This window comes from uncultured Algimonas sp. (assembly GCF_947498175.1).
Taxonomy (GTDB): domain Bacteria; phylum Pseudomonadota; class Alphaproteobacteria; order Caulobacterales; family Maricaulaceae; genus Litorimonas.
The window spans coordinates 175,973-198,671 of record NZ_CANMJB010000001.1 but is presented as its reverse complement, the minus strand read 5'-3'; the positions used below and the strand labels follow the sequence as shown (position 1 = coordinate 198,671).

21 protein-coding genes are annotated in these 22,699 nt (G+C 63.6%); 6 read left to right on the top strand and 15 right to left on the bottom strand.

Annotation, left to right across the window (positions count from 1 at the left end; translation table 11 throughout):
• Nucleotides 1-60: 60 nt before the first annotated feature.
• The 10 genes from Q0718_RS00930 to Q0718_RS00885 are packed head-to-tail and all read right to left on the bottom strand — an operon-like array spanning nucleotide 61 to nucleotide 7,667.
• Nucleotides 61-1,278 (bottom strand): cysteine desulfurase, encoded by a 1,218-nt coding sequence (locus Q0718_RS00930; protein WP_298912082.1) that lies wholly within the window; start codon nucleotides 1,276-1,278, stop codon nucleotides 61-63.
• Nucleotides 1,275-1,445 carry a hypothetical protein gene (locus Q0718_RS00925; protein WP_298912080.1) on the bottom strand — a complete coding sequence of 57 codons (171 nt, stop codon included), beginning with the start codon at nucleotides 1,443-1,445 and terminating at the stop codon, nucleotides 1,275-1,277. The genes Q0718_RS00930 and Q0718_RS00925 overlap by 4 nt, the downstream gene beginning before the upstream one ends.
• Nucleotides 1,442-2,449, bottom strand: coding sequence for a SufD family Fe-S cluster assembly protein (locus Q0718_RS00920; RefSeq protein ID WP_298912077.1), 1,008 nt, complete (start codon nucleotides 2,447-2,449; stop codon nucleotides 1,442-1,444). The genes Q0718_RS00925 and Q0718_RS00920 overlap by 4 nt, the downstream gene beginning before the upstream one ends.
• Nucleotides 2,442-3,185: a Fe-S cluster assembly ATPase SufC gene (gene sufC / locus Q0718_RS00915; RefSeq protein WP_298912074.1), complete on the bottom strand. Its 744-nt coding sequence runs from the start codon at nucleotides 3,183-3,185 to the stop codon at nucleotides 2,442-2,444. The genes Q0718_RS00920 and sufC overlap by 8 nt, the downstream gene beginning before the upstream one ends.
• 58 nt (nucleotides 3,186-3,243) lie before the next feature.
• A complete protein-coding gene (locus tag Q0718_RS00910; protein WP_366523792.1) occupies nucleotides 3,244-3,573 on the bottom strand; it encodes a RidA family protein in 330 nt (109 codons plus the stop codon).
• Nucleotides 3,574-3,632: 59 nt separating this feature from the next.
• Nucleotides 3,633-4,064, bottom strand: a complete 432-nt coding sequence (locus Q0718_RS00905; protein ID WP_298912069.1) for a nuclear transport factor 2 family protein — start codon at nucleotides 4,062-4,064, stop codon at nucleotides 3,633-3,635.
• Entirely contained in the window at nucleotides 4,061-4,618 is a 558-nt protein-coding gene (locus Q0718_RS00900; protein WP_298912067.1) for a hypothetical protein, read from the bottom strand. Before Q0718_RS00900 ends, Q0718_RS00905 begins: the two co-directional genes overlap by 4 nt.
• Complete coding sequence (gene sufB / locus Q0718_RS00895; protein ID WP_298912064.1) at nucleotides 4,618-6,111, bottom strand: Fe-S cluster assembly protein SufB; 1,494 nt, start codon at nucleotides 6,109-6,111, stop codon at nucleotides 4,618-4,620. Before sufB ends, Q0718_RS00900 begins: the two co-directional genes overlap by 1 nt.
• Nucleotides 6,112-7,224: a cysteine desulfurase family protein gene (locus Q0718_RS00890; protein ID WP_298912059.1), complete on the bottom strand. Its 1,113-nt coding sequence runs from the start codon at nucleotides 7,222-7,224 to the stop codon at nucleotides 6,112-6,114. It abuts the gene before it with no gap.
• Entirely contained in the window at nucleotides 7,221-7,667 is a 447-nt protein-coding gene (locus Q0718_RS00885) for an Rrf2 family transcriptional regulator (protein WP_298912056.1), read from the bottom strand. Before Q0718_RS00885 ends, Q0718_RS00890 begins: the two co-directional genes overlap by 4 nt.
• A gap of 180 nt (nucleotides 7,668-7,847) precedes the next feature.
• Here Q0718_RS00885 and Q0718_RS00880 point away from each other — a divergent pair, with 180 nt between their 5' ends.
• Complete coding sequence (locus tag Q0718_RS00880; protein WP_298912053.1) at nucleotides 7,848-8,528, top strand: alpha/beta hydrolase; 681 nt, start codon at nucleotides 7,848-7,850, stop codon at nucleotides 8,526-8,528.
• A gap of 27 nt (nucleotides 8,529-8,555) precedes the next feature.
• Here Q0718_RS00880 and Q0718_RS00875 read toward each other — a convergent pair whose 3' ends face one another.
• A complete protein-coding gene (locus tag Q0718_RS00875) occupies nucleotides 8,556-9,665 on the bottom strand; it encodes an anhydro-N-acetylmuramic acid kinase (protein WP_298912050.1) in 1,110 nt (369 codons plus the stop codon).
• A gap of 45 nt (nucleotides 9,666-9,710) precedes the next feature.
• On the opposite strand from Q0718_RS00875, the gene tyrS reads away from it, so the two are divergent.
• The gene (gene tyrS, locus Q0718_RS00870) at nucleotides 9,711-10,976 is read left to right on the top strand and encodes a tyrosine--tRNA ligase (protein WP_298912045.1); all 1,266 of its coding nucleotides are present in this window, start codon (nucleotides 9,711-9,713) and stop codon (nucleotides 10,974-10,976) included.
• On the opposite strand, the gene Q0718_RS00865 is transcribed toward tyrS, so the two are convergent.
• Entirely contained in the window at nucleotides 10,973-14,410 is a 3,438-nt protein-coding gene (locus Q0718_RS00865) for an AsmA-like C-terminal domain-containing protein (RefSeq protein ID WP_298912042.1), read from the bottom strand. The two genes, tyrS and Q0718_RS00865, sit on opposite strands and share 4 nt — an antisense overlap.
• An 86-nt stretch (nucleotides 14,411-14,496) precedes the next feature.
• On the opposite strand from Q0718_RS00865, the gene bcp reads away from it, so the two are divergent.
• The 4 genes from bcp (at nucleotide 14,497) to Q0718_RS00845 (ending at nucleotide 17,527) form a co-directional block, all read left to right on the top strand.
• Nucleotides 14,497-14,970: a thioredoxin-dependent thiol peroxidase gene (bcp, locus tag Q0718_RS00860; RefSeq protein ID WP_298912039.1), complete on the top strand. Its 474-nt coding sequence runs from the start codon at nucleotides 14,497-14,499 to the stop codon at nucleotides 14,968-14,970.
• A complete protein-coding gene (locus Q0718_RS00855; protein WP_298912036.1) occupies nucleotides 14,960-15,766 on the top strand; it encodes a ferritin-like domain-containing protein in 807 nt (268 codons plus the stop codon). The genes bcp and Q0718_RS00855 overlap by 11 nt, the downstream gene beginning before the upstream one ends.
• A 65-nt stretch (nucleotides 15,767-15,831) precedes the next feature.
• On the top strand, nucleotides 15,832-17,076 hold the full coding sequence (locus Q0718_RS00850) for a peptidoglycan DD-metalloendopeptidase family protein (protein WP_298912033.1): 1,245 nt from the start codon (nucleotides 15,832-15,834) through the stop codon (nucleotides 17,074-17,076).
• A complete protein-coding gene (locus Q0718_RS00845) occupies nucleotides 17,066-17,527 on the top strand; it encodes a polymer-forming cytoskeletal protein (RefSeq protein WP_298912031.1) in 462 nt (153 codons plus the stop codon). Before Q0718_RS00850 ends, Q0718_RS00845 begins: the two co-directional genes overlap by 11 nt.
• A 46-nt stretch (nucleotides 17,528-17,573) precedes the next feature.
• Here Q0718_RS00845 and prfB read toward each other — a convergent pair.
• The 3 genes from prfB to Q0718_RS00830 form a co-directional block, all read right to left on the bottom strand.
• Nucleotides 17,574-18,690, bottom strand: a protein-coding gene (gene prfB / locus Q0718_RS00840; protein ID WP_298912950.1) for a peptide chain release factor 2 whose coding sequence is annotated in 2 segments (ribosomal slippage) — nucleotides 17,574-18,620 and nucleotides 18,622-18,690 — 1,116 coding nt in all. Because the reading frame shifts where the segments join, the coding sequence is not laid out codon by codon here.
• A 16-nt stretch (nucleotides 18,691-18,706) separates the two neighbouring features.
• Entirely contained in the window at nucleotides 18,707-21,460 is a 2,754-nt protein-coding gene (locus Q0718_RS00835; protein ID WP_298912029.1) for a transglycosylase domain-containing protein, read from the bottom strand.
• Nucleotides 21,461-21,525: 65 nt separating this feature from the next.
• Nucleotides 21,526-22,344: an N-acetylmuramoyl-L-alanine amidase gene (locus tag Q0718_RS00830; RefSeq protein ID WP_298912027.1), complete on the bottom strand. Its 819-nt coding sequence runs from the start codon at nucleotides 22,342-22,344 to the stop codon at nucleotides 21,526-21,528.
• Nucleotides 22,345-22,699 lie beyond the last annotated feature (355 nt).

Genomic DNA, 22,699 nt, shown 5'->3' with positions numbered 1-22,699 from the left:
ATTTTCCAGCCTTTTCAGCAGCTGAGCCGTCCATTGCCGAACTCCGGTCAGGAAACGCACCTAAGTCAGCATCATTGCCGCCTTCTTCACCGCGCCGACAAACCGGTCCGCCTCGTCCAGCGTGTTGTAGATCCCGAAACTCGCCCGCACGGTCGAATGCACGCCGAACCGTTCCATCAGGGGCTGCGTGCAATGCTGTCCGGCGCGAACGGCGATACCGTATTTATCGAGGATTTGGGCCACGTCATGAGCGTGGGCGCCGTCGAGATTGAAGGCCAGAACCGGACCTTTTTCAAGGGTTTCGCCGAATATCCTCACAGTGTTCAGGTCGCGCAGCCCGTCGCGTGCGGCATGATAGCAGGCCATTTCGTGCTGGTGGATTTCGGCTATATCGTATTGCGCATACCAATCGATGGCCGCGCCCAAACCGATCGCTTCGAGGATCGGCGGCGTACCGGCTTCGAACTTGGCGGGAGCGTCGGCATAGGTGATCCGGTCCTGCCAGACATCCTCGATCATTTCCCCGCCGCCATTGAAGGGCTGCATCCGTTCCAGAATGTCCGTCGTGCCGTAGAGCGCGCCGATGGCCGTCGGGCCGTAAAGCTTGTGACCCGTCATGGCGTAGAGATCGACGCCGAGCGCCTGCACATCCACATCCATATGAACGGCCGCCTGCGTTCCGTCCGAGACCATGACGGCCCCGGCCGCCTTGGCCCAACGGGCGATCTCGGCAATGTCGTTGACGGTGCCGAGCACGTTGGACATGTGGACGACGGAAACGATTTTCGTTTTCGTTCCAATGAGTTCACGGAAAGCCTTCATGTCGAGCGATCCGTCGTCCAGAACCGGGATGAACTTCAGCACCGCGCCATGACGTTCGCGCAGAAAATGCCACGGCACGATGTTGGAATGGTGCTCCATTTGGGTGATGACGATCTCGTCGCCCGGCTCGATCAGGTGGGATAGACCGTAGGCGCAAAGGTTCAACGCTTCCGTCGCCCCGCGCGTGAAGACGATAGTGTCCGGCGAGGGCGCGCCGAGATGGCGGGCGACGGAAGCGCGTGCCGCTTCGAATGCATCCGTCGTCTCGTTGGCCAATGTGTGCAGGCCGCGGTGGACGTTGGCGTAGGCGGAACGCATCTGGTCCGCAAGCGCGTCGATGACGGCGGTCGGCTTCTGGGCGGAGGCCGCGTTGTCGAGATAGGCGAGCGGATGGCCGTTCACCTCGCGGGAGAGGATGGGGAACTGGTCGCGGATGGAGCGGACGTCGAAGGTCATGCCGTAAACCGTTGATAGAAATAGAAGGCCGCCAGCAACAGAATGACGACCGCAAGGATGCGGATGAGCGCAGACAGCCAAGCCGGCGCCGAAGCCGCCCGGCGTTCATATTGCGACGCCGCGAACAGCGTCACGGACAAACCGGCCAGGATCAGAGCGAGGTTCATGCGCGTGCCGCGAGCCAATCGCGCACCAGGCCCAGCATGTCTTCGTCGTCACCCAGCCGCGCCGCCACGAACGCCTCGATCAGCAGCGCCCGCGCCTGCGTTTCCGGAATGCCGCGCTGGCGCATGTAGAACAGCGCGTTCTCGTCAAGCTGGCCGATCGTATTGCCGTGGGCGCATTCCACGTCGTCAGCATAGATTTCCAGCTCCGGCTTCGCGTTCACCCGGGAAGTGTCCGACAGCATCAGCGCATCGTGGCGCATCTCCGCGTCGGTCTGCTGCGCCGGGCGTCGGACATGGAACTTGCCCTGGAAGACGCCGCGCGCCTTGTCGGTCACGACGCCCGCGACCGCGTCGCGCACCGTCGAGCCGGGCGCGGCGAAATCGATGTAGTGGGTGATGTCGGCATGGCGGCTGCCATCCAGCAGGTAGGCGCCGCTCATCTCCACATCGACCGCGCCCATGCAGGCAAGCCGAGTTTCCAGCCGGGAAAACGCCCCGCCGAAGGTGAGCTTGGTCTGTTTGAAACCGGCCCGGTCCCAAAGCGTCACATGCGCGCGGACATGCCGGATCATCTCCGGCCCGTCACTGGACAGAACGGTCCGGTGCAGCGTGCCGCCCGCCTTGACCACGTAGCGGATGTCGAGATTGGCGAAACCGCTCTCGCCGTCATGACGCTCGATCACATCCAAGGTCGCGCCCTCGCCGACTTCGATGACGACGCGGCCATTGCCTTGCGACAGGTTCGAGAGTTCCAGCGGGCGGTCGTAGGACGCACCGTCCGGAATGCGGAGCGCGACCGAGTCGGCGGCATACTCCGCGGCGATGCGGCCCATCAGGTCGTCCGGTTCGGCCACCGTCGCGCGCGCTTCGCCGACATCGCCCGGCAAGGACACTGTCGCCTCCATGGATGCGTCGAACCCGGCCGGGTCGTGCTTGGCCACTTCGGCGCGAAGGTCCGACCATTTCCAGGCTTCCAGGCCGCGGTGCGGGAGCTGATCACGCATAGGCGTCATAGCCTTCCGTTTCGAGCGTCTTGGCGAAACCGGCGTCGCCGCTCGCGCGGATCGCCCCGCCCGCCAGCACATGCACCTGGTCCGGCACGATATAGTCGAGCAGACGCTGATAGTGGGTGATGATGAGGATGCCCCGGTCTGGCGCGCGAAGCGCGTTCACCCCGTCCGCCACGACCCGCAGCGCATCAACGTCGAGCCCGGAGTCGGTCTCGTCCATGACGATGAAACGCGGCTCCAGCACCATCATCTGGAAGATCTCCATGCGCTTCTTCTCGCCGCCGGAGAAGCCGACATTGAGCGGGCGGCGGAGCATCTCCGGAGCGATCTTGAGCTGCTTGGCGACGTCTCGCGCGCGCTTCATGAAGTCGGGCGCGCTGATCGGCTCCTCCCCGCGCGCCTTGCGCTGGGCATTCATGGCGGTGCGCAGAAAGGTCAGCGTCGGCACGCCGGGAATTTCCAGCGGGTATTGGAAGGACAGAAACACGCCCTTCGCCGCCCGCTCCTCCGGATCCATGTCCAGCAGGTCTTCGCCGTCCAGCGTGACGGAGCCACCCGTGACATCGTAGCCGTCCCGTCCCGTCACGACATAGGACAAGGTCGATTTCCCGGCTCCGTTCGGACCCATGATGGCGTGGACTTCGCCAGCCGGCACGGACAGGGAAAGACCGTCGAGAATGGTCTTCCTGCCGTCGTCGACGGTGGCGGTGAGGTTTGTTATGTTAAGCATTGTTTTATCTCATCTATTTCGCTCATTCCCAGACACGCTGGGAATGATTGGAAATTTTTCAACCTTTGAACGCCGTCACTTCGATTTCGACCTTCATGCGTTCATCCACCAGGTCGGCGATGACCATGGTTGCTGCGGGACGGATCGCCCCGAAATGCTGGCGGATGACCGGGAGGACGGCGTCCATGTGGGCGCGGTCGCTCAGAGTGTACTGAACGCGGACCGTGTGACCGAGCTCGAACCCGCCGCCGTCCAGCGCCGCCATGATGTTGGCGAACGCGTTCATCGCCTGCTGCGCCGGATCGTCCGGGAGTTCGCCCGTATTGTAATCATAGCCGACCGTGCCGGAGACGAAGCACCAATCGCCCTGCACGACGGCGCGGCTCATGGCGTAGCGTTCCTCGCTGTCGCTCAGCTCGATGAGGATGCGTTTCGGATCCGGATCGCTCATGGGGCCGCGATCCGCGTATTCTGGTCGTGGACGAGACGCCAAGCCCCGTCTTCGAGCTGGAAGACCAGGGTGAGGTAGTTGAAACGGTCTTCACCGTCCGGTGTGTCGCGGTAGCTGACGCGCATCAAGGCGATGGCGGTCGTCTCGCCGACGCGCATGTGAACGGGCTCGAAACCCATGCGCCAGTCCGGGTTGCCGAACCAGTCCTCATGAAAGGCGAGGATGTCGTCGCGCGATGTCACGAGCGTTCCGTCCGGAAAGATCAATGGCAGCTCGTCACCCGTCGTGATCGTTCGCGCATAGGCCTCGAGGTCGCGCGACTGCACCGAGTCGAGATGCGCCTGCAGCGCCGCGTCGAAGTCCGGCGCGGCGGGTGCCTGACTGCATCCAGCGGCCAGGACCAGGCCTAAGAAAAGAAGAGGTCTCATGGGCAAAGCTCCGTCGTCCATGTGTCCGGCGTGTCGCCGCGCCGGCATTGCACGCGCGACCCGAAATCGACCAGCGCGCCGTCGTCGAACAGGGCGAATGTCTCCTCGGCCGACAGAGCATCATCCGCAAGGCCGCTGCGACGGATGACGAACAGGGTTGCACCATCGACCGTGCGTTCCGACGAACTGACCTTGGCGCCGCTCTCCGGCTCGGCATTGTAGTAGAGCAGCAGCGCGTCCACTGCAGCGTAACGGTCCATGCCCATCGCGATCGGAACGGGAGCCGCCAGTTCGCGCGAATAGTCATCCGGGTCGAGTGCCGCGTCGGCGACGGGCATGACCGGCGTGCCGGGCGACACCGGCGTGACCATGTCGCGGACCTGTTGCTCCTCCGCATCCAACGGCTCGTCCGGGGCGGTCTGCGCCACGGCGGTGTCGTCCAGCGGCATGAAGACGCTGGCGGCGAACCAGATCTTGAGGATCAGCATACCGCCGATCAGCACCGCGCCGAGCGCAGCGATGATCCAGACGAGGCGTTTGCGCGCGACCGTCATCAGCCGACGCTGCCTTCGAGCGAAATGGCGACGAGCTTCTGCGCTTCCACGGCGAATTCCATCGGCAGCTCCTGCAGCACGTCGCGGCAGAAGCCGTTGACGAGCAGAGCGACCGCATCCTCTTCCGACAGGCCGCGCTGACGGCAATAGAAGAGCTGGTCGTCCGACAGTTTGGACGTCGTCGCCTCGTGCTCGAACTGCGCGGTCGGCGTGCCTGACTCGATATAGGGCACGGTGTGCGCCCCGCATTGGTCGCCGATCAGCAGGCTGTCGCACTGGGTGAAGTTGCGGGCGTTCTTCGCCTTGCGGTGGGCCGAGACCAGGCCGCGATAGGTCGAATTGGACTTGCCCGCGCTGATGCCCTTGGAGATGACGCGCGACTTCGTGTCCTTGCCCAGATGGATCATCTTCGTGCCCGTATCGGCCTGCTGATGGCCGTTGGTGATGGCGATGGAATAGAACTCACCCTGGCTGCCATCGCCGCGCAGGATACAGGACGGATATTTCCACGTCACGGCGGATCCGGTCTCGACCTGCGTCCAGCTGACCTTCGAGTTCTCGCCCCGGCAATCGGCGCGCTTGGTCACGAAGTTGTAGACCCCGCCCTTGCCTTCGCTGTCGCCCGGCCACCAGTTCTGGACGGTCGAGTATTTCACTTCCGCATCCTTCAGCGCCACGATCTCGACGATGGCGGCGTGCAGTTGGTTTTCGTCGCGCATCGGCGCCGTGCAGCCTTCCAGATAGGAGACGTAGGAGCCTTCGTCGGCGATGATGAGCGTGCGTTCGAACTGGCCCGTGCCCTGCGCATTCATGCGGAAATAGGTCGACAGCTCCATCGGACAGCGCACGCCCGGCGGAATGTAGACGAAGGAACCGTCCGAGAAGACGGCATTGTTGAGCGTCGCGTAGTAATTATCCGTGACCGGGACGACCGAGCCCATATATTTGCGCACCAGTTCGGGATGATCCTTCACCGCTTCGGAGAAGGAGCAGAAGATCACGCCGTGCTTGGCCAGTTCCTTCTTGAAGGTCGTCACGACGGACACGCTGTCGAACACGGCGTCCACGGCCACTTTCGGCGCGCCCTTCACGCCCGCCAGTACTTCCTGCTCTTTCAAGGAGATGCCGAGCTTGTTGTAGACTTCCAGGATCTCCGGATCGACCTCGTCGAGCGACTCCAGCTCCTTCTTCTTCACCGGAGAAGCGTAGTAATACATGTCCTGGAAATCGATCTTCGGATAATCGACCATCGCCCATTCGGGTTCGTCCAGCGTCAGCCAGCGGCGATAGGCTTCCAGCCGCCAGTCGAGCAGCCATTGCGGTTCGTCCTTCTTGGCGGAAATGAACCGAACGATGTCCTCGTTCAGACCCTTGGGCGCGAATTCCTGTTCGATGTCAGAGTCGAAGCCATATTTATACTTGTCCGCTTCCAGCGCGCGAACGCCTTCGACGGTTTCGGCTTCGATGCCATCTTTCACTTTTGTTTCAGTCATCTATGCGGCTTTCTTCGCCTTGCGCAAATCGGCCCACGCATTTGCGAAGGCCTCCACGTCATTCATTGTGTTGCCGGGCCCGAAGCTAACGCGGACCGCGCCATCCGGAGCGTCTTCGATACGGCCCATGGCGCGCAGGGCGCGGCTTTCGCCGACCTTTCCGCTTGAACAAGCCGTGCCCGTGCTGACGCTAAGTCCGGCGAGATCGAAACGCATCATCGCCGTCATGGCCCGCAGGCCCGGCGCGGAGAAAAAGAGCGTGTTGGGCAGGCGCGCGTCGTCCGCGCCGAACATGACGATGCCCGGATCGATCGCCGTCAATTCCGCCTGCAGCGCGTCGCGCAATGGCGCCAGCCCAGAAAAGCGTTCCGACGCATCGCGAGCGGCGGCGCCGAAACCCGCAATGCCCGGCACATTGAGCGTCCCGGCGCGGCGGCGCTGTTCCTGCCCGCCGCCATGGATCAGCGGTGTAAACGGCGCGTCCGGCGACACGTAGAGCGCGCCGACGCCTTGCGGCCCGCCAATCTTGTGGGCCGACACCGCGACATAGTCGGCCGGATAGAGCATCGGCCCCTTGCCCAGCACCTGCACCGCGTCGATCAGAACCAGCCCGCCGACGTCCTGGACAAGATCGATGGCAGGGTCCGTATTCTGGATCACGCCCGTTTCGCTGTTCGCGGCGACCATCGAAAGGAAGGGGCGGCCATCCGCATCGTCCCAATCCCTCAGAATCGCGGCCAGCGCGTCCAGATCGGTCTGCCCGCTCGGCGTGGCGGGCAACAGCGTCACGCGCGCTCCGCTCGCCTCCGCCGCCATGATGGACGCCGGATGGTCGAGCGAGGAGACGAGCAGATGGCGGCAACCGTTTGAAACGGCGGAATGAATGGCCGTGTTGATCGCTTCCGTACCGGAGCCTGTGAAGACGATGTCCTGCGCGCATTGACACATCGCCAGGCCGACGGATTCGCGCGCATCGGCGACCAGTGCGGCAGCGGCGCGCCCATGCGCATGCTGCGCCGACGCATTGCCGACGACCGTCATGGCGTGCGCCACGGCATCGATGACCGACTGCGGGGCGGGGCTGGTCGCGTTATGGTCCAGATAGACGCTCATGCCGGAACGTCCATGCGCGGCAGCTCGCCGTCCACGATCATCTGCACGGTCACCGTGTCCAGGAATAGGCCGATATGATCCTCCAGCGCGCCCCACAGGCTGTGGGTCAGGCATTTGGCGGTCCGGCCGGTGCAGCCCAGCGCTTGGTCGGGCCGGCAGCCATGGGCGCGGACTTCCTCTTCCACCGCGGCGATGATGTCGGCGACCCGCAATTGCGCCGCCGGACGGGTCAGCGCATAGCCGCCCGTCGGGCCGCGCTTGCTGTCGACAAGCCCGGCGCGGCGCAGATCGCCGAAGACCTGCTCCAGGAAGGACTGGCTGAGCCCCTGGCGCTGCGCGATCTCGGTCAGGCGCACACGCGCGTCAGGGCCGCTTATGGCGGTCTGAGCGGCCAGATCGGCCACGGCGGTCACGGCCGTTCGTCCTTTCGCACTGAGCTTCACGCTTTACCGGTCTCCACTGTCATTTTTTTTGCAATGCGTGCGCCCCGTTGTTAGGGCGCTCCGGAACCATCATAGAATCCGGATTTGGTCGGCGAATAGTATTTCCGACCAACCCAGTCAAGAATAACAGCTGCAACGCCGCTGCGGCGTTTGCGCATAGCTTGCGAAGCGCGATCCCTTATGCCCGAAGTCATTTTCGCCGGCCCAGAAGGCCGTCTCGAAGGCCGTTACCATCCGTCCGACGACGCGGCCGCGCCCTGCGCCCTGATCCTGTCGCCGCATCCGAAGGCGGGCGGGCATATGGATCACCGCATTCCGGTCGCCATGTATGAACAGTATAAGCGCCGCGGCTTTTCCGTTCTGCGCTTCAACTTCCGCGGCATCGGCCGCTCGATGGGCACCTATGACAACGGTCAGGGCGAGCTGCAGGACGCGGCCTATGCGCTCGACTGGATGCAGAGCTTCAACCAGAATGCGCCCTTCTCCTGGGTGTCGGGATACAGTTTCGGCGCCTGGATCGGGATGCAGCTCTTGATGCGCCGTCCGGAGATCGCCGGCTTCATCTCGATGAGCCTGCCGACCAACACGTACGACTTCTCGTTTCTCGCCCCCTGTCCGGCATCGGGCTTGATCGTCTACGGCGACGAAGATCCGGTCGTCCCGCACGAAGACGTCGTCCGCGTGGCCGAGAAGATCCGGGTTCAGAAGGGCCACGTCATCTCGACGCACCTGATCGAAGGCGCCGATCACTTCTATACCGATCATCTGGAGGAAGCGACCGACGTGATCGAGGACTATCTCGACGAACATCTGGACCCGCGTTATTCGCCGCCACGCGAGCCGAAGTTGCTGGAGGGCTGAGCCTTTCGCCACTGAAGTCCGGCAAAGCTACGCTCCGGGCCACGACACCACACCGCCGACGGTCGGTTCCCGCACGCCGGTCGTTTCCGGAAAACTGTTCGGCAGACCTTCCAGCACCCGCACCGCCAGATAGGCGAAGGCCTGGCTTTCGATCGAATCGCTGTTCCAGCCAAGCCGCTCCGCCGGAACGACCTGACAGCCTGTCTCCATCGCGATCAATGTCGCCAGGGTGCGGTTGTGACGCCCGCCGCCGCACAGCACGATACGGGCGGGCACGGCCGCCATCGCGCGCAAGGTCTGCGCCACGCCGCGCGCCGCAAAGGCGCATAGCGTGGCCGCTCCGTCCGCCGTTCCGTGCGCGGCCAGATCATGCCAGACATCGAAATCGTGGCGGTCGGCGGACCGGGGCGGCGTCTGGCGGAAGAAGGCCCGGTCGGTCCAACGCTCCACGAGTGCGAAATCGATGTCGCCCGACATCGACACCGACCCGGCTTCGTCCTGGGCGATGCCGCGTTCGCGCAGGAAACTGTCGAGCGGCCCATTGGCCGGACCTGTATCCGATGCCGACAACGCCTCGTCGTCGATGATGGAGACGTTGCCGACGCCGCCGAGGTTCAACACGGCCGTCACACCGTCCAGCCCGCTGCGCGCCACCAGCGCCTTGTGGAAGATCGGCGCGATCGGTGCGCCCTGCCCGCCTGCGGCGACATCGGCGGAGCGGAAATCCCAGACCGTGGTGATTCCCAGCCGGTCTGCCAGCCGCTGCCCGTCGCCGATCTGCAAGGTCCGTCCGCCGGCCCCGTCATGCAAGACGGTCTGACCATGATATCCCACCACGTCGATATCGTGCGGCGTCAGGCCATGCGCCGCCAACAGCGATTTCACGGCGGCCGCATGTTCCGCATCGGCGATGTCCTCCGCGCGGAACAAGGAATTCGGGCGCGGTCCATCGAAATTCCAACGGACCGCCGCCTGCGTCGCTTCCGATAATGTGTCCTGCTGCGAGGCCGTGAACGCGGTCGTGCGCGCCGGGCCGAAGGTCTGGATGGTCACGCCGTCCGTTTCGATGATGGCCGCATCGACCCCGTCCAGCGAAGTGCCGCTCATCAGGCCGAGCGCTTTGTAAATCTTTGTCATCTGCGCCTTTGACACTATTCGTGCGGCAATTAGAAGCCGCGCCCTATGACGGATTACAAATCGGACCTGATGACCACGCTGACGGAGCGCGGCTATCTCTACCAATGCACCAATGCGGATGGCCTCGACACGGCTGCGGCGGACGGCATCACCGGCTATATCGGCTTCGACTGCACCGCGCCGAGCCTGCATGTCGGATCCCTGGTCCAGATCATGATGCTGCGCATCCTGCAGCGAAGCGGCGGCACGCCGATCGTCTTGCTGGGCGGGGGCACGACCAAAATCGGCGATCCGACCGACAAGGACAAGTCGCGCCCGATCCTGACGCAGGACGCCATCGAAGCGAACAAGGCCGGGATCCGCCAGGTCTTTGCCAGATTCCTCGACTTCGACGGTCCCAATGCCGCCATCATGGTAGATAATGACGACTGGCTCGGCGGCCTCGGCTATCTCGATTTTCTGCGCGAGGTCGGCAAGGAGTTCACGATCAACCGGATGGTGACGATGGACACGGTCAAGCGGCGGCTGGAGAACGAACAGCCGATGACCTTTCTGGAGTTCAACTACCCGCTGCTGCAGAGTTACGATTTCGTCGAACTTTACCGCCGCCATGGCTGCCGTCTGCAACTCGGCGGGTCGGACCAATGGGGCAATATCACGACCGGGGTCGATCTGACCCGGCGCATGGAAGGCGCCGAAGTCTTCGGCTTCACCACGCCGCTCATCACGACGGCGTCCGGCGGCAAGATGGGGAAGACGGCGGACGGCGCCGTCTGGCTGAACGGCGATCCTGAGCTGGGCGAAGACTTCACTCGAAGTCCCTATGAATATTGGCAATTCTGGCGCAACACGGACGATGCCGATGTCGGTCGCTTCATGCGGCTGTTCACGGATATGCCGCTGAGCGAGATCGCCGCGTTCGAAGCCATGGAAGGCGCGGATATCAATACGGCCAAGACCAAACTCGCCGATGAAGCGACGGCCTTGCTGCACGGGGCGGATGCGTCGCAGACCGCCAAGGCGACGGCGCGCGAGGTTTTTGCGGGCGGCGCGGCGGAGGGCTTGCCGACGACCGACGTCACGCTCGACGTGCTGCTCGGGATGGGCATTCTGAACGCCACGGTCACGGCTGGCTTGGCGGCGTCGAACGGCGAAGCACGCCGCCACATCAAGGCAGGCGCGTTGAAGCTCAATGACGATGCGGTCGCGTCCCACGAAACCTCCATCGGCGACCGCGACATCCATGACGGGATCGTCAAGCTTTCGGTCGGGAAAAAGCGCCATGCCTTGCTGCGCGCGACCGTGGGCTAGTCGGTCGGCGCGGGCCTGACCGATTCGATTTCGTCCATGACGCTGTCCGGAAGGTCTTCGCGACTTTCGCGGAAGATGCCTCGGATGAAGCCGGGCGTCAGGGCGGATAGCGGATTGATGGCGATCAGCGCGCCCGAAAACGGTCCCTCGACCGAGTAGGTGACGGCGAACACTCCCTCCCCGTCCCGGCCGATCAGGAGCGGACCGAGCAGCGGTATGTGGCCGAGGATCGAGTTGGCCGTATAGGCGGGCACGAGCGTGCCGCCGAAGTCCACATGCTTTCCGGTCAGATCGACATCGCCTTCGCCCGTCATCCCGATGGCGGGACCGCACAACTTGGCGTCGCGCACCGACAGGGTGCCGTCTTCCAGCGCGAAGTCGAATTCCAATGCGTCGAAACCCAACCCGCTGCCCGATAACGTATCGACGATGCCCGTCAGCGAGGCGAGTGACAGGATCTGCGCCAGGAAAGGCGCGCGGATGACCGTGAAATCCCGCGCGACGAGCCTGCCGATGGTCGGACCCTTCGCTCCGGCCGGTGGCATCGTGGCCTGAAGGCGCAAAGAGCCGTCGCGGATTGCCTCCAGGCCGAGCAGCGACCTGGCGATGGCGGACGCATCGGGAACGACGACGTTGACCGATCGCCCGGATCCCGGCGCGTCGTCCATGATGGCGACCAGACGGCCGGCCGGCCGGTCGCCCTTGAGCGAAAACCGGTCGACCGCCTGACCATCGTGCCGATAGGTCAATGCGGCTTCAGCCAGGGCGTAATCGTCGCCCAGTACGATCTGGTTGAAGGCCGCGTCCAACGAGATCGGCAAGTCCGGGGTTTCGCCCCCCGCACCCTGCAAAGCCGCTTTGACGAAAGGAGTCAGATCGAGCCGGTTCCCGCTGGCTTCCACAGCCAGCCGTTGCGCCGCCTCGTCGCGCCGAAGCAGGACGCGCCCGTCGATGAACCCGTCGATACGGGCGCGGTCCAGCCGCGCCTCGCGAAGAGCAAACCCCGACTTGAACGCTGCCGATCCCGACAGATCCAGGCCCGGCGCCACGGCGGTCGCGCGGGGAACGGCCATGCCATCGTTCTGCCAGACGATGTCCAGACTGGCGGATCCCGGCATGCCGATTGGTTTCGACCACAGGTCCGGCAAAAACAGCTCGGACTGTGCGAAATCCAGATCGATGGTCGCGGCTTCGATGGTCAAGCCGGTTCCGCTCGCTTCGATGTCCATCCCGATCTCGCCGCCGAAATATTCGCGCAGACCGATTCCGAACCCGTCCAGGGTTTCGCGGTTCACGGGACCGGTCAGCCTGTAACGCGTCGGTTCGCCGTTCTGTCCGAACCGTTCGGCCCAGACCAGATCGGCACGCCAAGGTCCCAGATTGGCCGGACCGGTCAGGAACAGCCCGTCCTTGCCGCCTTTTATGGTCACATCGGCATCGTGCAGCGCGTGCGGCCCGAAAGAGAACGGCGCGGCAGCATCGGTGAACGTGCCGGAAATGTCGTATTCGATGCGGTCTTCGTCGAAATGCTCGAGCAAGGGCCGCCTGATGTTCAGAGTGACATCCGCCTCCCCTGCAAACCCGTCCGGATCGACACCGTATCGGTCGAGGTAGCGGAAGGGCGGCTGGTTCACGAGACCGAGCAGAGACTGCGCCCGCCCGCGCGCGCCGGCGGAGATCAGTATGTCGCCGCCTTTCGGGGTCAGGCGCGGAATGTCCACATCTGCGCCGACGATGGCGACATCGTCGATGCGGCCGGAGTCCAGCACGAATCCGAACCGGTTGCCGTCGATCCGTCCCGAACCGCTCGCTTCCACCAACGGGTCCATCGTGCTGATATAGCGTACGACGCCGTCATGGGCGTCGAAGGTCAATTGCAGCCGATCCGCATTCAGGCGCGGCGTTTCGAAGAAGTCGGCATCCAGATCCACATCGAACACGACATTATCGATTCGGCCTTCCAGAACCGCACGATCGATCCATCGCCGCGCCCCGTCCGCCGCATCGACCGGCCAGAGGGATAGAAGGTCCGGCGCGCTCAAAGCCGTCGTGCTGCGTCCCCGCAGCACGACCCGCTCCAGGCCGTCCGCCTGCGTGCCGATCCGGCCTTCCAGTTCCAGGCCGAAAGTGGGAAAGCGCGCATCCAACCGGTCCAGAGTCAAAGTGCGCGTGTCGAAATCGATCTCGCCGACCACATCCGCCCGGCTGACTAGAACCGGCGCTTCTAAGACCGGTGTGAGATCCAGGCGCATATCCGACACGTCGAGGTCGAATTTCGGCGACGTACCGATGTCTCCGTCGCTCCAACGTCCGATCTCGCGGACGACTCCCTGCGCCTCCAGGCTCAGATGATCCGCCTTGATCATCAGCCGTTCGACGCGCATTTCCTCTTCGCCCGGATCGAGCGACGCCGTGAACCGGGCGGACTCGACCGTCTCTTCACGCCCCGCCAAGCCGATCCTGCCGGCGCCGACCGTGACGTCGACGGTTGCCGAGACGACGCCCGCCGAGCGGCTGTTCACACCTTCGAGCGTGACATCGATCGGCACTTCGACACCCGCCAATGCGCCCAAGCGACCTCGGGACGGCGCGATCCGGCTGGGCACGAGATCGTGCGTTTCGATCGCAAAGGCGAGTGTTTCCAGCCCGTCTTCCGTTTCCACTTCCAAGCGGACCGACCCGGCATCCGGTCCGTCCGGCGCCCTGACGTCGCCGACCATGTTCATCTGCATGAGCGCGCCGTCGCGAAGCCCGTCGAAGGTTGCGACATCCAGAACGATGTCGAGACCGTCCGTCTCCCGTACGACATGCGCCGTGCTGTCGCGCATCGACACAGTCTCGAATGCCTCCAGCCAATCGAACCGGTTGGCGCGCCCCGCCGCGGCCGTGCCGCGGAAGACGGGGCCGAAGCCGCCGACCGACTTCGGCGTTCCCAGACCCGCAACGACCGTGCCGTCGGCCCGTTCGAGCCAGGTCACCTCGCCGCCGATGATTTCTATGTTCCTCAGTACGGCGCGCCGTGTCGCAATGTCCGTCTTGCGGGTCGTCGCGCTCAACCGGTCCAGGGTCTGCAGGATTTCACCGTCCGGGTCGTAGACCACGACGTCGGACGCTGTGAACGACACCGTATCGTTGGATGGATTCCAGTCCAGACGCAGGTCTCCCAACTCGGCTCTCGCCCCGTCGAAGCTCTGCGAGAACCAGCGTTCGAAGGTCGGCCTGAGCGGTGTCAGATCGGCGGACTGTCGGGAAACGAGGCCGCCGGCGAAGAACAGGGCGATGATGCCGCCCGCCAGAACCATGGAGACGACCTCACCGCCCAAGCGGAAGACACGGTATCCGGTCCGGCGCAACCAACGGTTCACCGTCCCCGACGCGTCGCGCTCGGGATCGGCGGGGCCGGCCGCCTTGTCGGATGTCGGACTCTCCGCCATAAGCGGCCTTCGCTAGACAAGGCCCGCCATGGCGTCCAGCACCGGGGTCATGGCGTGACCTGAAATATCATCTGGAAAGGCGGACCATGTCCCATCTTCAAGTCGGCGACGAAGCGCCGGATTTCACGCTGCCCGGCGACGGCGGCAGCACCGTGGCGCTGTCGGACTTGCGCGGGAAACATGTCGTCCTCTACTTCTATCCGCGCGACGACACGCCGGGCTGCACGACAGAAGCCAAGGAATTCACGGCCGCGAAAGACGAACTCGAAAGCTTGGGCGCGACCGTGATCGGCCTGTCCAAGGACACGGTCGCCAAGCATGACAAGTTCGTCGCCAAGCACGATCTGGATGTCCGCCTCGCTTCGGACGAAGAAGGCGGAACGCTGGAAGATTACGGTGTCTGGGTCGAGAAGAAGAACTACGGCAAGACCTATATGGGCATCGAGCGCTCGACCTTCCTGATCGGCCCGGACGGCAAGATTCTGGAAATCTGGCGCAAGGTCCGCGTCAAAGGCCATGTGGACAAGGTCGTGAACGCCGTCCGCGACCATGCGGCCTAAGACCGACCCTCTATCGGTCCTGTGCGAAGGCGATCCGTGGCGGAAGGCCCGGGCTGCCCGCGCCATGCATGCCGCCATCTGCGACGGTGCGACGGTCGTGACAGCCGCGCCTCCCGATCGGCCGTCCCGACCCGACCGGCCCCGGCTCGTCCCGGCCCGCTCGCTCGCCAAGCGCAAGTTGGGCAGCGAGGAGGGCCGCGCAGCCCTGTTGCATGCCATCGCGCATATCGAGTTGAACGCCATCGACCTTGCCGCCGACATGATCGCACGGTTCAGCCGGTGCGAGGAAGTCGCAGACCGGCGCGGCGATTTCATCCGCGACTGGTCGTCCGTCTGCGACGACGAAGCGCGCCATTTCGTCATGGTATCGGACCGGCTGGAACAACTCGGCCACAGCTATGGCGATTTCCCGGCGCATGGCGGATTATGGGATGCCGCTTTGAAAACGCGCGGCGACATCGCGGCACGACTGTCCGTCGCCCCGCTCGTCTTGGAAGCGCGCGGCCTGGATGTCACGCCGGGCATGATCGACAAGCTCGTGCAGGCAGGCGATACTGAAAGTGCGGATGTGTTGCGCGTGATCTACCGCGAGGAGATCGGCCATGTCGCGACGGGCATGACATGGCTCCGACACGTGGCCGCTTTCAGGCAACTGGATTGTCGCGATCTCTTCCGCGGCATGGTTGTTGAACATTATGACGGCGTGATCCGGCCGCCGCTCAACCATGACGCCCGTCACGAGGCGGGTCTGGAGTTGACTTATTATAACGAACTGACGCTTCAGCCGCGAATTTAATGCGATGTTAACCCTGTATGGTGGCAAAAGGGCTTTACGATCCGGATAAGCCTATGGTGTAAGAGATGACAGCTTCCAAAGCCGGATGGGGAATCATGATTGTCGATATATTCGGGGACATGCGGAAGCGTGCTCTCAGAACTTTTCCCGAACGTCAGATCTATCTCCGGTCCGGCGGCGAGGTCACCTATTACAATCTTTCGACGCGACTGCAGGTCTCCTTCGTCACCCTGCTTCTCATCATGTTGGCCTGGTGCCTGGTTTCGGCGGTCAACATCGCGCTGGGCGGCTCTCCATTCGCCAACACGGATGAGCGCATCGTCGAACTGGAAACGACCTTCGAACGCCAGCTGGCCGAAAGCCAGGCCCAGATCCAGAACGCCGAATTGCTGTTGACCGAACAGCGCGAGAATTTCGAAGCCATGACGGCCAGCATCGAGGCCAAGCACAACATCCTGTCCGAACTGGCCGGCAACGAGACGATCCTCAGCCTTGGCGAGGAACCGGTCATCCAGTTCGCCGAAGCCGAAATCCTGATGGCGCCAACCTTGCGCGACAGCGAAGACCGCGTCGCGCGGCGCAGCCGCATCCCCAGCCAGGACGCCGCGACGGGTCTGCCGATCGATAATTCCCTCGCCTCCCTGGACGACACGCAAAACGACATTCTCATTTCCGCCGAAGCCGAATTGCTCGACACGATCGCGTTCAAACGGGCTCTCATAGATTCCACTCAGATGGATCCGGACCGCGTCATCCAGGCGGGCGCGCAAGGCCAAGGCGGTCCCTATATACCGCTCGACGGCCCCGGAGCGGCACTTGTGGAAGGCCAGTTCCAATCCCGGCTGACAGCCATCGAGGCCCGCCTCTACGAAGCCGAAGCCTTGAACGAGGTCATCGACGCCATGCCTCTGGGCCATCCCGTCAAGACGACCGCGATGATGACGTCGCGTTTCGGCGTCCGACGCGACCCCTTCACGAAGCGGCCGACCCATCACAGCGGGCTGGATTTCATCAGCGGATCCATGGCTCCGATTCTGGCCACGGCGCCCGGCATCGTCACCAAGGCCGGGTGGAACGGCAGCTACGGCAACATGGTCGAAATCGACCACGGCCACGGTTTCACAACGCGTTACGCGCATCTGAAGAAATTGCATGTCAAACGGGGGCAGACCGTGCAACAAGGCCACAAGGTCGGGGGCATGGGATCAACGGGTCGCAGCACAGCGACGCATCTCCACTACGAGGTGCGTTTCGAAGGCCAGGCCTTCGACCCCCAGACATTCATCAAGGCAGGGCGTCATGTTCACTAAGTCTTCCGGCGGGTCGTCGTCTCAATCCGATAGCATCCCGCCGCGGAAGGCCAGCACCGCTCCAGGTCAGAATCGCGCCGCCTCCGTCCCGTCCCTGCTCAGCCAGGATCTGCTGATCACCGGCGACATCAAGACCGATGGCGAAGTGCAGATCGATGGACGTCTCGACGGCAACATCTCGGCCGGCAAGGTCACGATCGGCGAGCACGGAGCCGTCAACGGCAAGATCGTCAGCACGGTCGTCCTCGTCCGCGGCAAGGTCACGGGCAAGATCGACGCAACCAGCATCGAACTGGCCGAGACGGCCAACGTCCAGGCCGATCTGGTCCAGGACAAGCTAGTGGTGGCGAACGGCGCTTTCCTGGACGGCAAGTGCAATCGCAAATCCGCCGCTCCGACGCCGATCAAGGCGGCCGAACCGGTCAAGGCGGCCGCCAAGAAATCGGCCTGATCCCGATCAGAGAGCGAGCAGCGAGGCGCCGTTACGGCGCCTTTTTCTATGCCGGGTTCGCATCGTCCCCGACGCGGGCCGACAGCGCGGCCGCCATGAACTCGTCGATCTTGCCGTCCAGCACGCCTTGAGTATCGGACGTTTCCACTCCGGTCCGCAGGTCCTTGACCATCTGGTAGGGTTGCAGGACGTAGGATCGGATCTGGTGGCCCCAGCCGATCTCGGACTTCGAATCGGCTTCGGCCTGGGCCGCCGCTTCGCGGTCCTGCAATTCCTTCTCGTACAGACGCGCCCGCAACATGTCCCACGCCTGGGACCTGTTCTTGTGCTGGCTGCGGTCGTTCTGGCACTGCACGACGATGCCGGTCGGTTCATGGGTGATGCGAACGGCTGAATCCGTCTTGTTGACATGCTGCCCGCCAGCGCCCGACGCCCGGTACGTATCGACGCGGCAGTCGGACTCATTGATCTCGATCTCGATGGAATCGTCGATTTCCGGATAGACCCAGACGCTGGCGAAGCTGGTATGACGGCGGGCGCTGGAATCGTAAGGGCTGATCCGGACCAGGCGGTGCACGCCGGACTCCGTTTTCATCCATCCGAACGCATTGTCGCCCTTGAATTTCAACGTGGCGGATTTGATGCCCGCCTCGTCCCCGTCGGACGTTTCAAGAACGTCCACCTTCATGCCGCGCGCATTGGCCCAACGCGAATACATGCGCATCATCATCTCGGCCCAGTCCTGGGCCTCCGTGCCGCCCGCCCCGGGATGGATCTCGACGAAGCAGTCATTGCCGTCCGCTTCGCCGGACAGCAGCGCGTCCAGCTCAGCCTTGGCGGCCTTTTCGCTGACGACGGCCAGGGCCTTGGCCGACTCGTCCAGCAGGTCCGTATCGTCGTCCATTTCGGCCAGCTCGGCCAACTCGACATTGTCGGACAGATCGGTTGTGATCGTGTTGATGGCGTCGAACGCGGCTTCGAGGCGCGAGCGCTCCTGCATCAGTTTCTGGGCTTTCTGCGCGTCGTCCCAGAAGGACGGATCTTCCGCGAGCGCGTTCAGTTCCGCTAAGCGGCGTTCACTGGTTTCCCAGTCAAAGACGCCTCCTCAGCAGTTCCACGGACTGCTCGATTTCGGATTTCAGCTGTTCGATGTCAGCCCGCATCAATCATACCCTCGGTCTAATAGAGCCCGTCTTCCAGATCCCGCTTGGGTTCGGGGTCGGTCGGGCGGGGAGTCGGCATATTGGGAATAGGAAACGCTTCCGCAAGCGGGTCGACGGCCGGAGCGTCCTGATCGGGCAGGAAGCCGTCAGGGGTGCCGTCATCGAGGATCTCCTCGCCGTCGCCGAAGAAGTTCGATCCGAACGTATCGTCGCCGCTGCCGATCCGGATAGTCGTGTCCAGGCTGCCGACTTTGGGCTCGGTCCCCGGCCGGTAGGCTTCCAGGATGACGTTCGGCGCGCCGATGAAGCTCGGAGTTCCCGTGTTGCGATTGACGGGAGACATGGTCATGCCGTCCGGAATGCGGAACGGAACGACCGGTTCGTCTTCCAGCACTTCGGTCATGAAGTCGAGCACGATGGGAACGGCAGAGGACGAACCCGTCTCGTTGGCCATCTGTTCCGGCGTGTCCTTGCCGACATAGACGCCGACGACGAGGTCCGGCGTGAACGACATGAACCAGTTGTCCTTCGAATCATTCGTGGTGCCGGTCTTGCCGCCGACCGGTCGGCCGAGGGCGCGCATCTTGGCGCCGGTTCCGTTCTCCACCGCGCCGATCATCATGTACGTGATCTGGTAGGCCGTGATCGGATCGACGATCTGTTCACGCGCGTCGGGCAGGACCGGCGGTGCCTGGCCCGTATAGTCGTCCTGCCGGCATTCCGGACAGGCGACAGACGAATTCAGGAAGATCGTATTGCCCTGTCCGTCCTGGACACGGTCCAGAATGCTCGGCACGACGCGCTTCCCGCCATTGACCATCATCGAATAGGCCGTGGCGAGGCGAAGCAGGTTCGTCTCCCCGGCCCCGAGCGACCAAGCCAGCTCCGGACGGGGATTGTCGTAGATGCCGAACCGCTGAGCCAGATTGATGATCGGCTCCATGCCGACATCGTTGGCTAGGCGCACGGTCATGGCGTTGCGCGACTTCTCGATTCCCAACCGCAGCGTGGACAGACCGTAATAGCGCCCGGCATCGAAATTCTGCGGCTTGTAGAAACGTTCGCATTGGTCGCGGCGGGCCGGCGCGCCGCCCGAGCCGTTCTGACGCGCCCGGTAGGCGCCGCGCCGCTCCAGCACGCCGAGTTCGTTGCTCACGCAGCGCCCGTCCGACTTGGGGATGACGAAAGGCGAGTCGAGCACTTGCGTGGACGGCGTATAGCCTTCGAGCAGGGCCGTCGCGTAGACGAAGGGTTTGAAACTGGATCCCGGCTGCCGATAGGCTTGTGTCACGCGGTTGAATTCGCTCTGGTCGAAGCTGTAACCGCCGATCAAGGCTTTCACCCGTCCGGTATGCGGATCCATGGCGATCAGCGCGCCGTTCACTTCGGGGATCTGGCGCAGGTTATAGGCGCCGTCCTTTTCCAGATGCGCCTGTACGAGCACGACATCGCCGGGTTCGATCACGGTTTCGAGCGATGTGGGTGCCGGACCCTTGCGGCCATTGTCGCGCGCCCGTCCGGCCCACAACACGTCCTCCAGATCGAGCCGTCCCGTTTCCGTCCGGACTTCGTCTTCATCCGTCTCGACCACGAAACCCAGTTCGGCCGTTTCCTGGCTGCGTTCCAGCACGACCGCCACGCGCCAGTCGCCGATATCGTTCGGGGCATCGAAGGCGGCGAGCTGCTCCGCCCAGTCGCCCAAAGTCTCGAACGTCGTCAGCGGCCCGCGCCAACCCATGCGCCGGTCCAGCAGCTCGATCCCGCGCCGCAGCGCGCGACGCCCGGCCAGCTGCATGTCCGTATCCAGGGTGGTGCGGATCGACAGCCCGCCCGAATAGAGCTCGTCCGAGCCGTACATGGCGAAGATCTGCTTGCGGGCCTCTTCGACGAAGTATTCGGCCGCGAGATATTCGGCCCCCGACAGCCTGTCTGTCCAGACCAGCTCTTCGGCATGGGCGGCATCAGCTTCGGCCTGGGTGATATAGCCGTCCTCAGCCATGCGATCGAGGACGTAGCGCTGGCGCTGCTTGGCCGCCGCATATTCGCGGGGATCGTCCAATTCGTAATTGGCCGGGCCTTTCACGACCAGAGCGAGATAGGCCATTTCGCCAATGGACAGGTCGTCCATCTCCTTGCCGAAATGATTGAGCGCGGCGGCCGCCACGCCATACGCGCCCCGGCCGAAATAGTTGTCGTTCAGGTAGAGTTCGAGGATTTCGCCTTTGGTGAAGGCCTTCTCCATGCGGCGGGCGATGAAGATTTCGCGCACCTTCCGCTTCATCGAATAGTCTCTCCCGACCAGGAAGTTCTTGGCCACCTGCTGGGTGATGGTGGACGTGCCGCCGATCCGCTCGCCGCGCATCTTCTTGCCCGGGGCGGTCAGAGCCGCCCGGGTCAACCCGATCGGGTCCCAACCATTGTGACGGAAGAACCGTTTGTCCTCGGACGCGATGAAGGCCTGCTGCAATTGCAGCGGCACGCTCTCGATCGGCACGAAGACCCGGGCTTCGGTCCGGAACTCGCTGATGAGCTTGCCGTCCCCGGCATGGACCCGGCTCATGACCGGGGGCCTGTATTCGGACAGCGTCTCGACGCTGGGCAGGTCTTCGGTCGCGCGTATGGTCCAGACCGTCAGAATGACGGCCGCGATCAGGCCCAGAACGACGCCGACGATGACGACCCATTTGGCGATCCTGAACCAGAGCGCATCGCGCAGTCGCGTGCGCGGCGGCGTCTCGTCAGCGATGATATGTTCGACAGTTTCGGTCACGATGGCCCGTGTAGCGGGAAATATGGCGAGGTCGAGGTCTAAGACCGGCTATTTGCAGATGAAGGTCAACCGCTCCGGCGCGACACCGAGAAATACTCATCGATGGAGAGCCGGACGGCGCGCATCAGCTTGTCGCGATGCGCTTTGGTCTTGAGCAGCTTTTCGTCCTGTGCGTTGGATAGGAAACCGAGTTCCAGCAGAACGGCCGGAACGTCGGGCGCCAGAAGCACGAAATAGCCCGCCCGGCGGTGGGAATTGCCGACCAGCCGCGTCTGGCCTTCCAGGTTGGACAGCAGGATGTCGGCGAAGGCTTCCGATTGGCTCTCCGTGCTGCGCATGGCGAGATCGACGAGGAAGTCGCCGACCGGATCGGTCTGTTCGGCCAGATCGACATCCATGATCCAGTTCTGGCTGTTGACGATTCGCCGGCTGCGGTTCCGCGCGCGGTCCGCGAGCGTATAGACAGACGCCCCGCGCACGTTGCGGCCAGAGGTCGAATCGGCGTGAATGGAAATGAACAGGTCCGCCTGGCGCTCCCGCGCGATCCGGATGCGGTTGTCATGCTCGACATAGCTGTCATTGTTACGCGTCAACACAACGCGATAACGGCCCGTCGCTTCCAGCAGACGCTTCAACTCGTTGGCGGCCGATGTCGTCACCGTCTTTTCCTGCAGACCGTTCTGCCCGATCGCGCCGGGGTCGCGCCCGCCATGGCCGGGATCGAGAACGATTAACGGCAACGTCGACGGCTTGATCGGCGCAGGTTTGAGGCGCGGATAGGGGACAGCGTCCTTGAAATAGCGCGATTGCGCCGTGGCGGGCACAGCGGCGAACAGGCCCATCACGGCAAGCATGATGATGGCGATGAATGGCCGGATCGACATGCGCGGACCCTTTCGCAACAGGATGAACAAAGTCTTGCCAGACTCATGACAGGATGGACAGGCTGCGGCAGGCTGACAAATGCTTTGCACAGCCCGGCGAATTGAGGCAGGACGCTTGAGTCCGTTCGCGTTCCGGGTTGTAAGGCCCTGTCCGGCAACGGTTATCCGGGGACAGCTCGCAAATCCGCGCCCTGCCCCGCATTAGAGAGAATTCATGCGCAGTGTGAGGCTGACAGACCTGTTCGATCCGATCGACAATGTCCGCCCCGTATGCGCCCGACCCATCACCCCATCATCTGGCCCCGTCTTGCATGGACGCCGCACGCATTCGCGTGTCGCCGCGCCGCAGGCACGC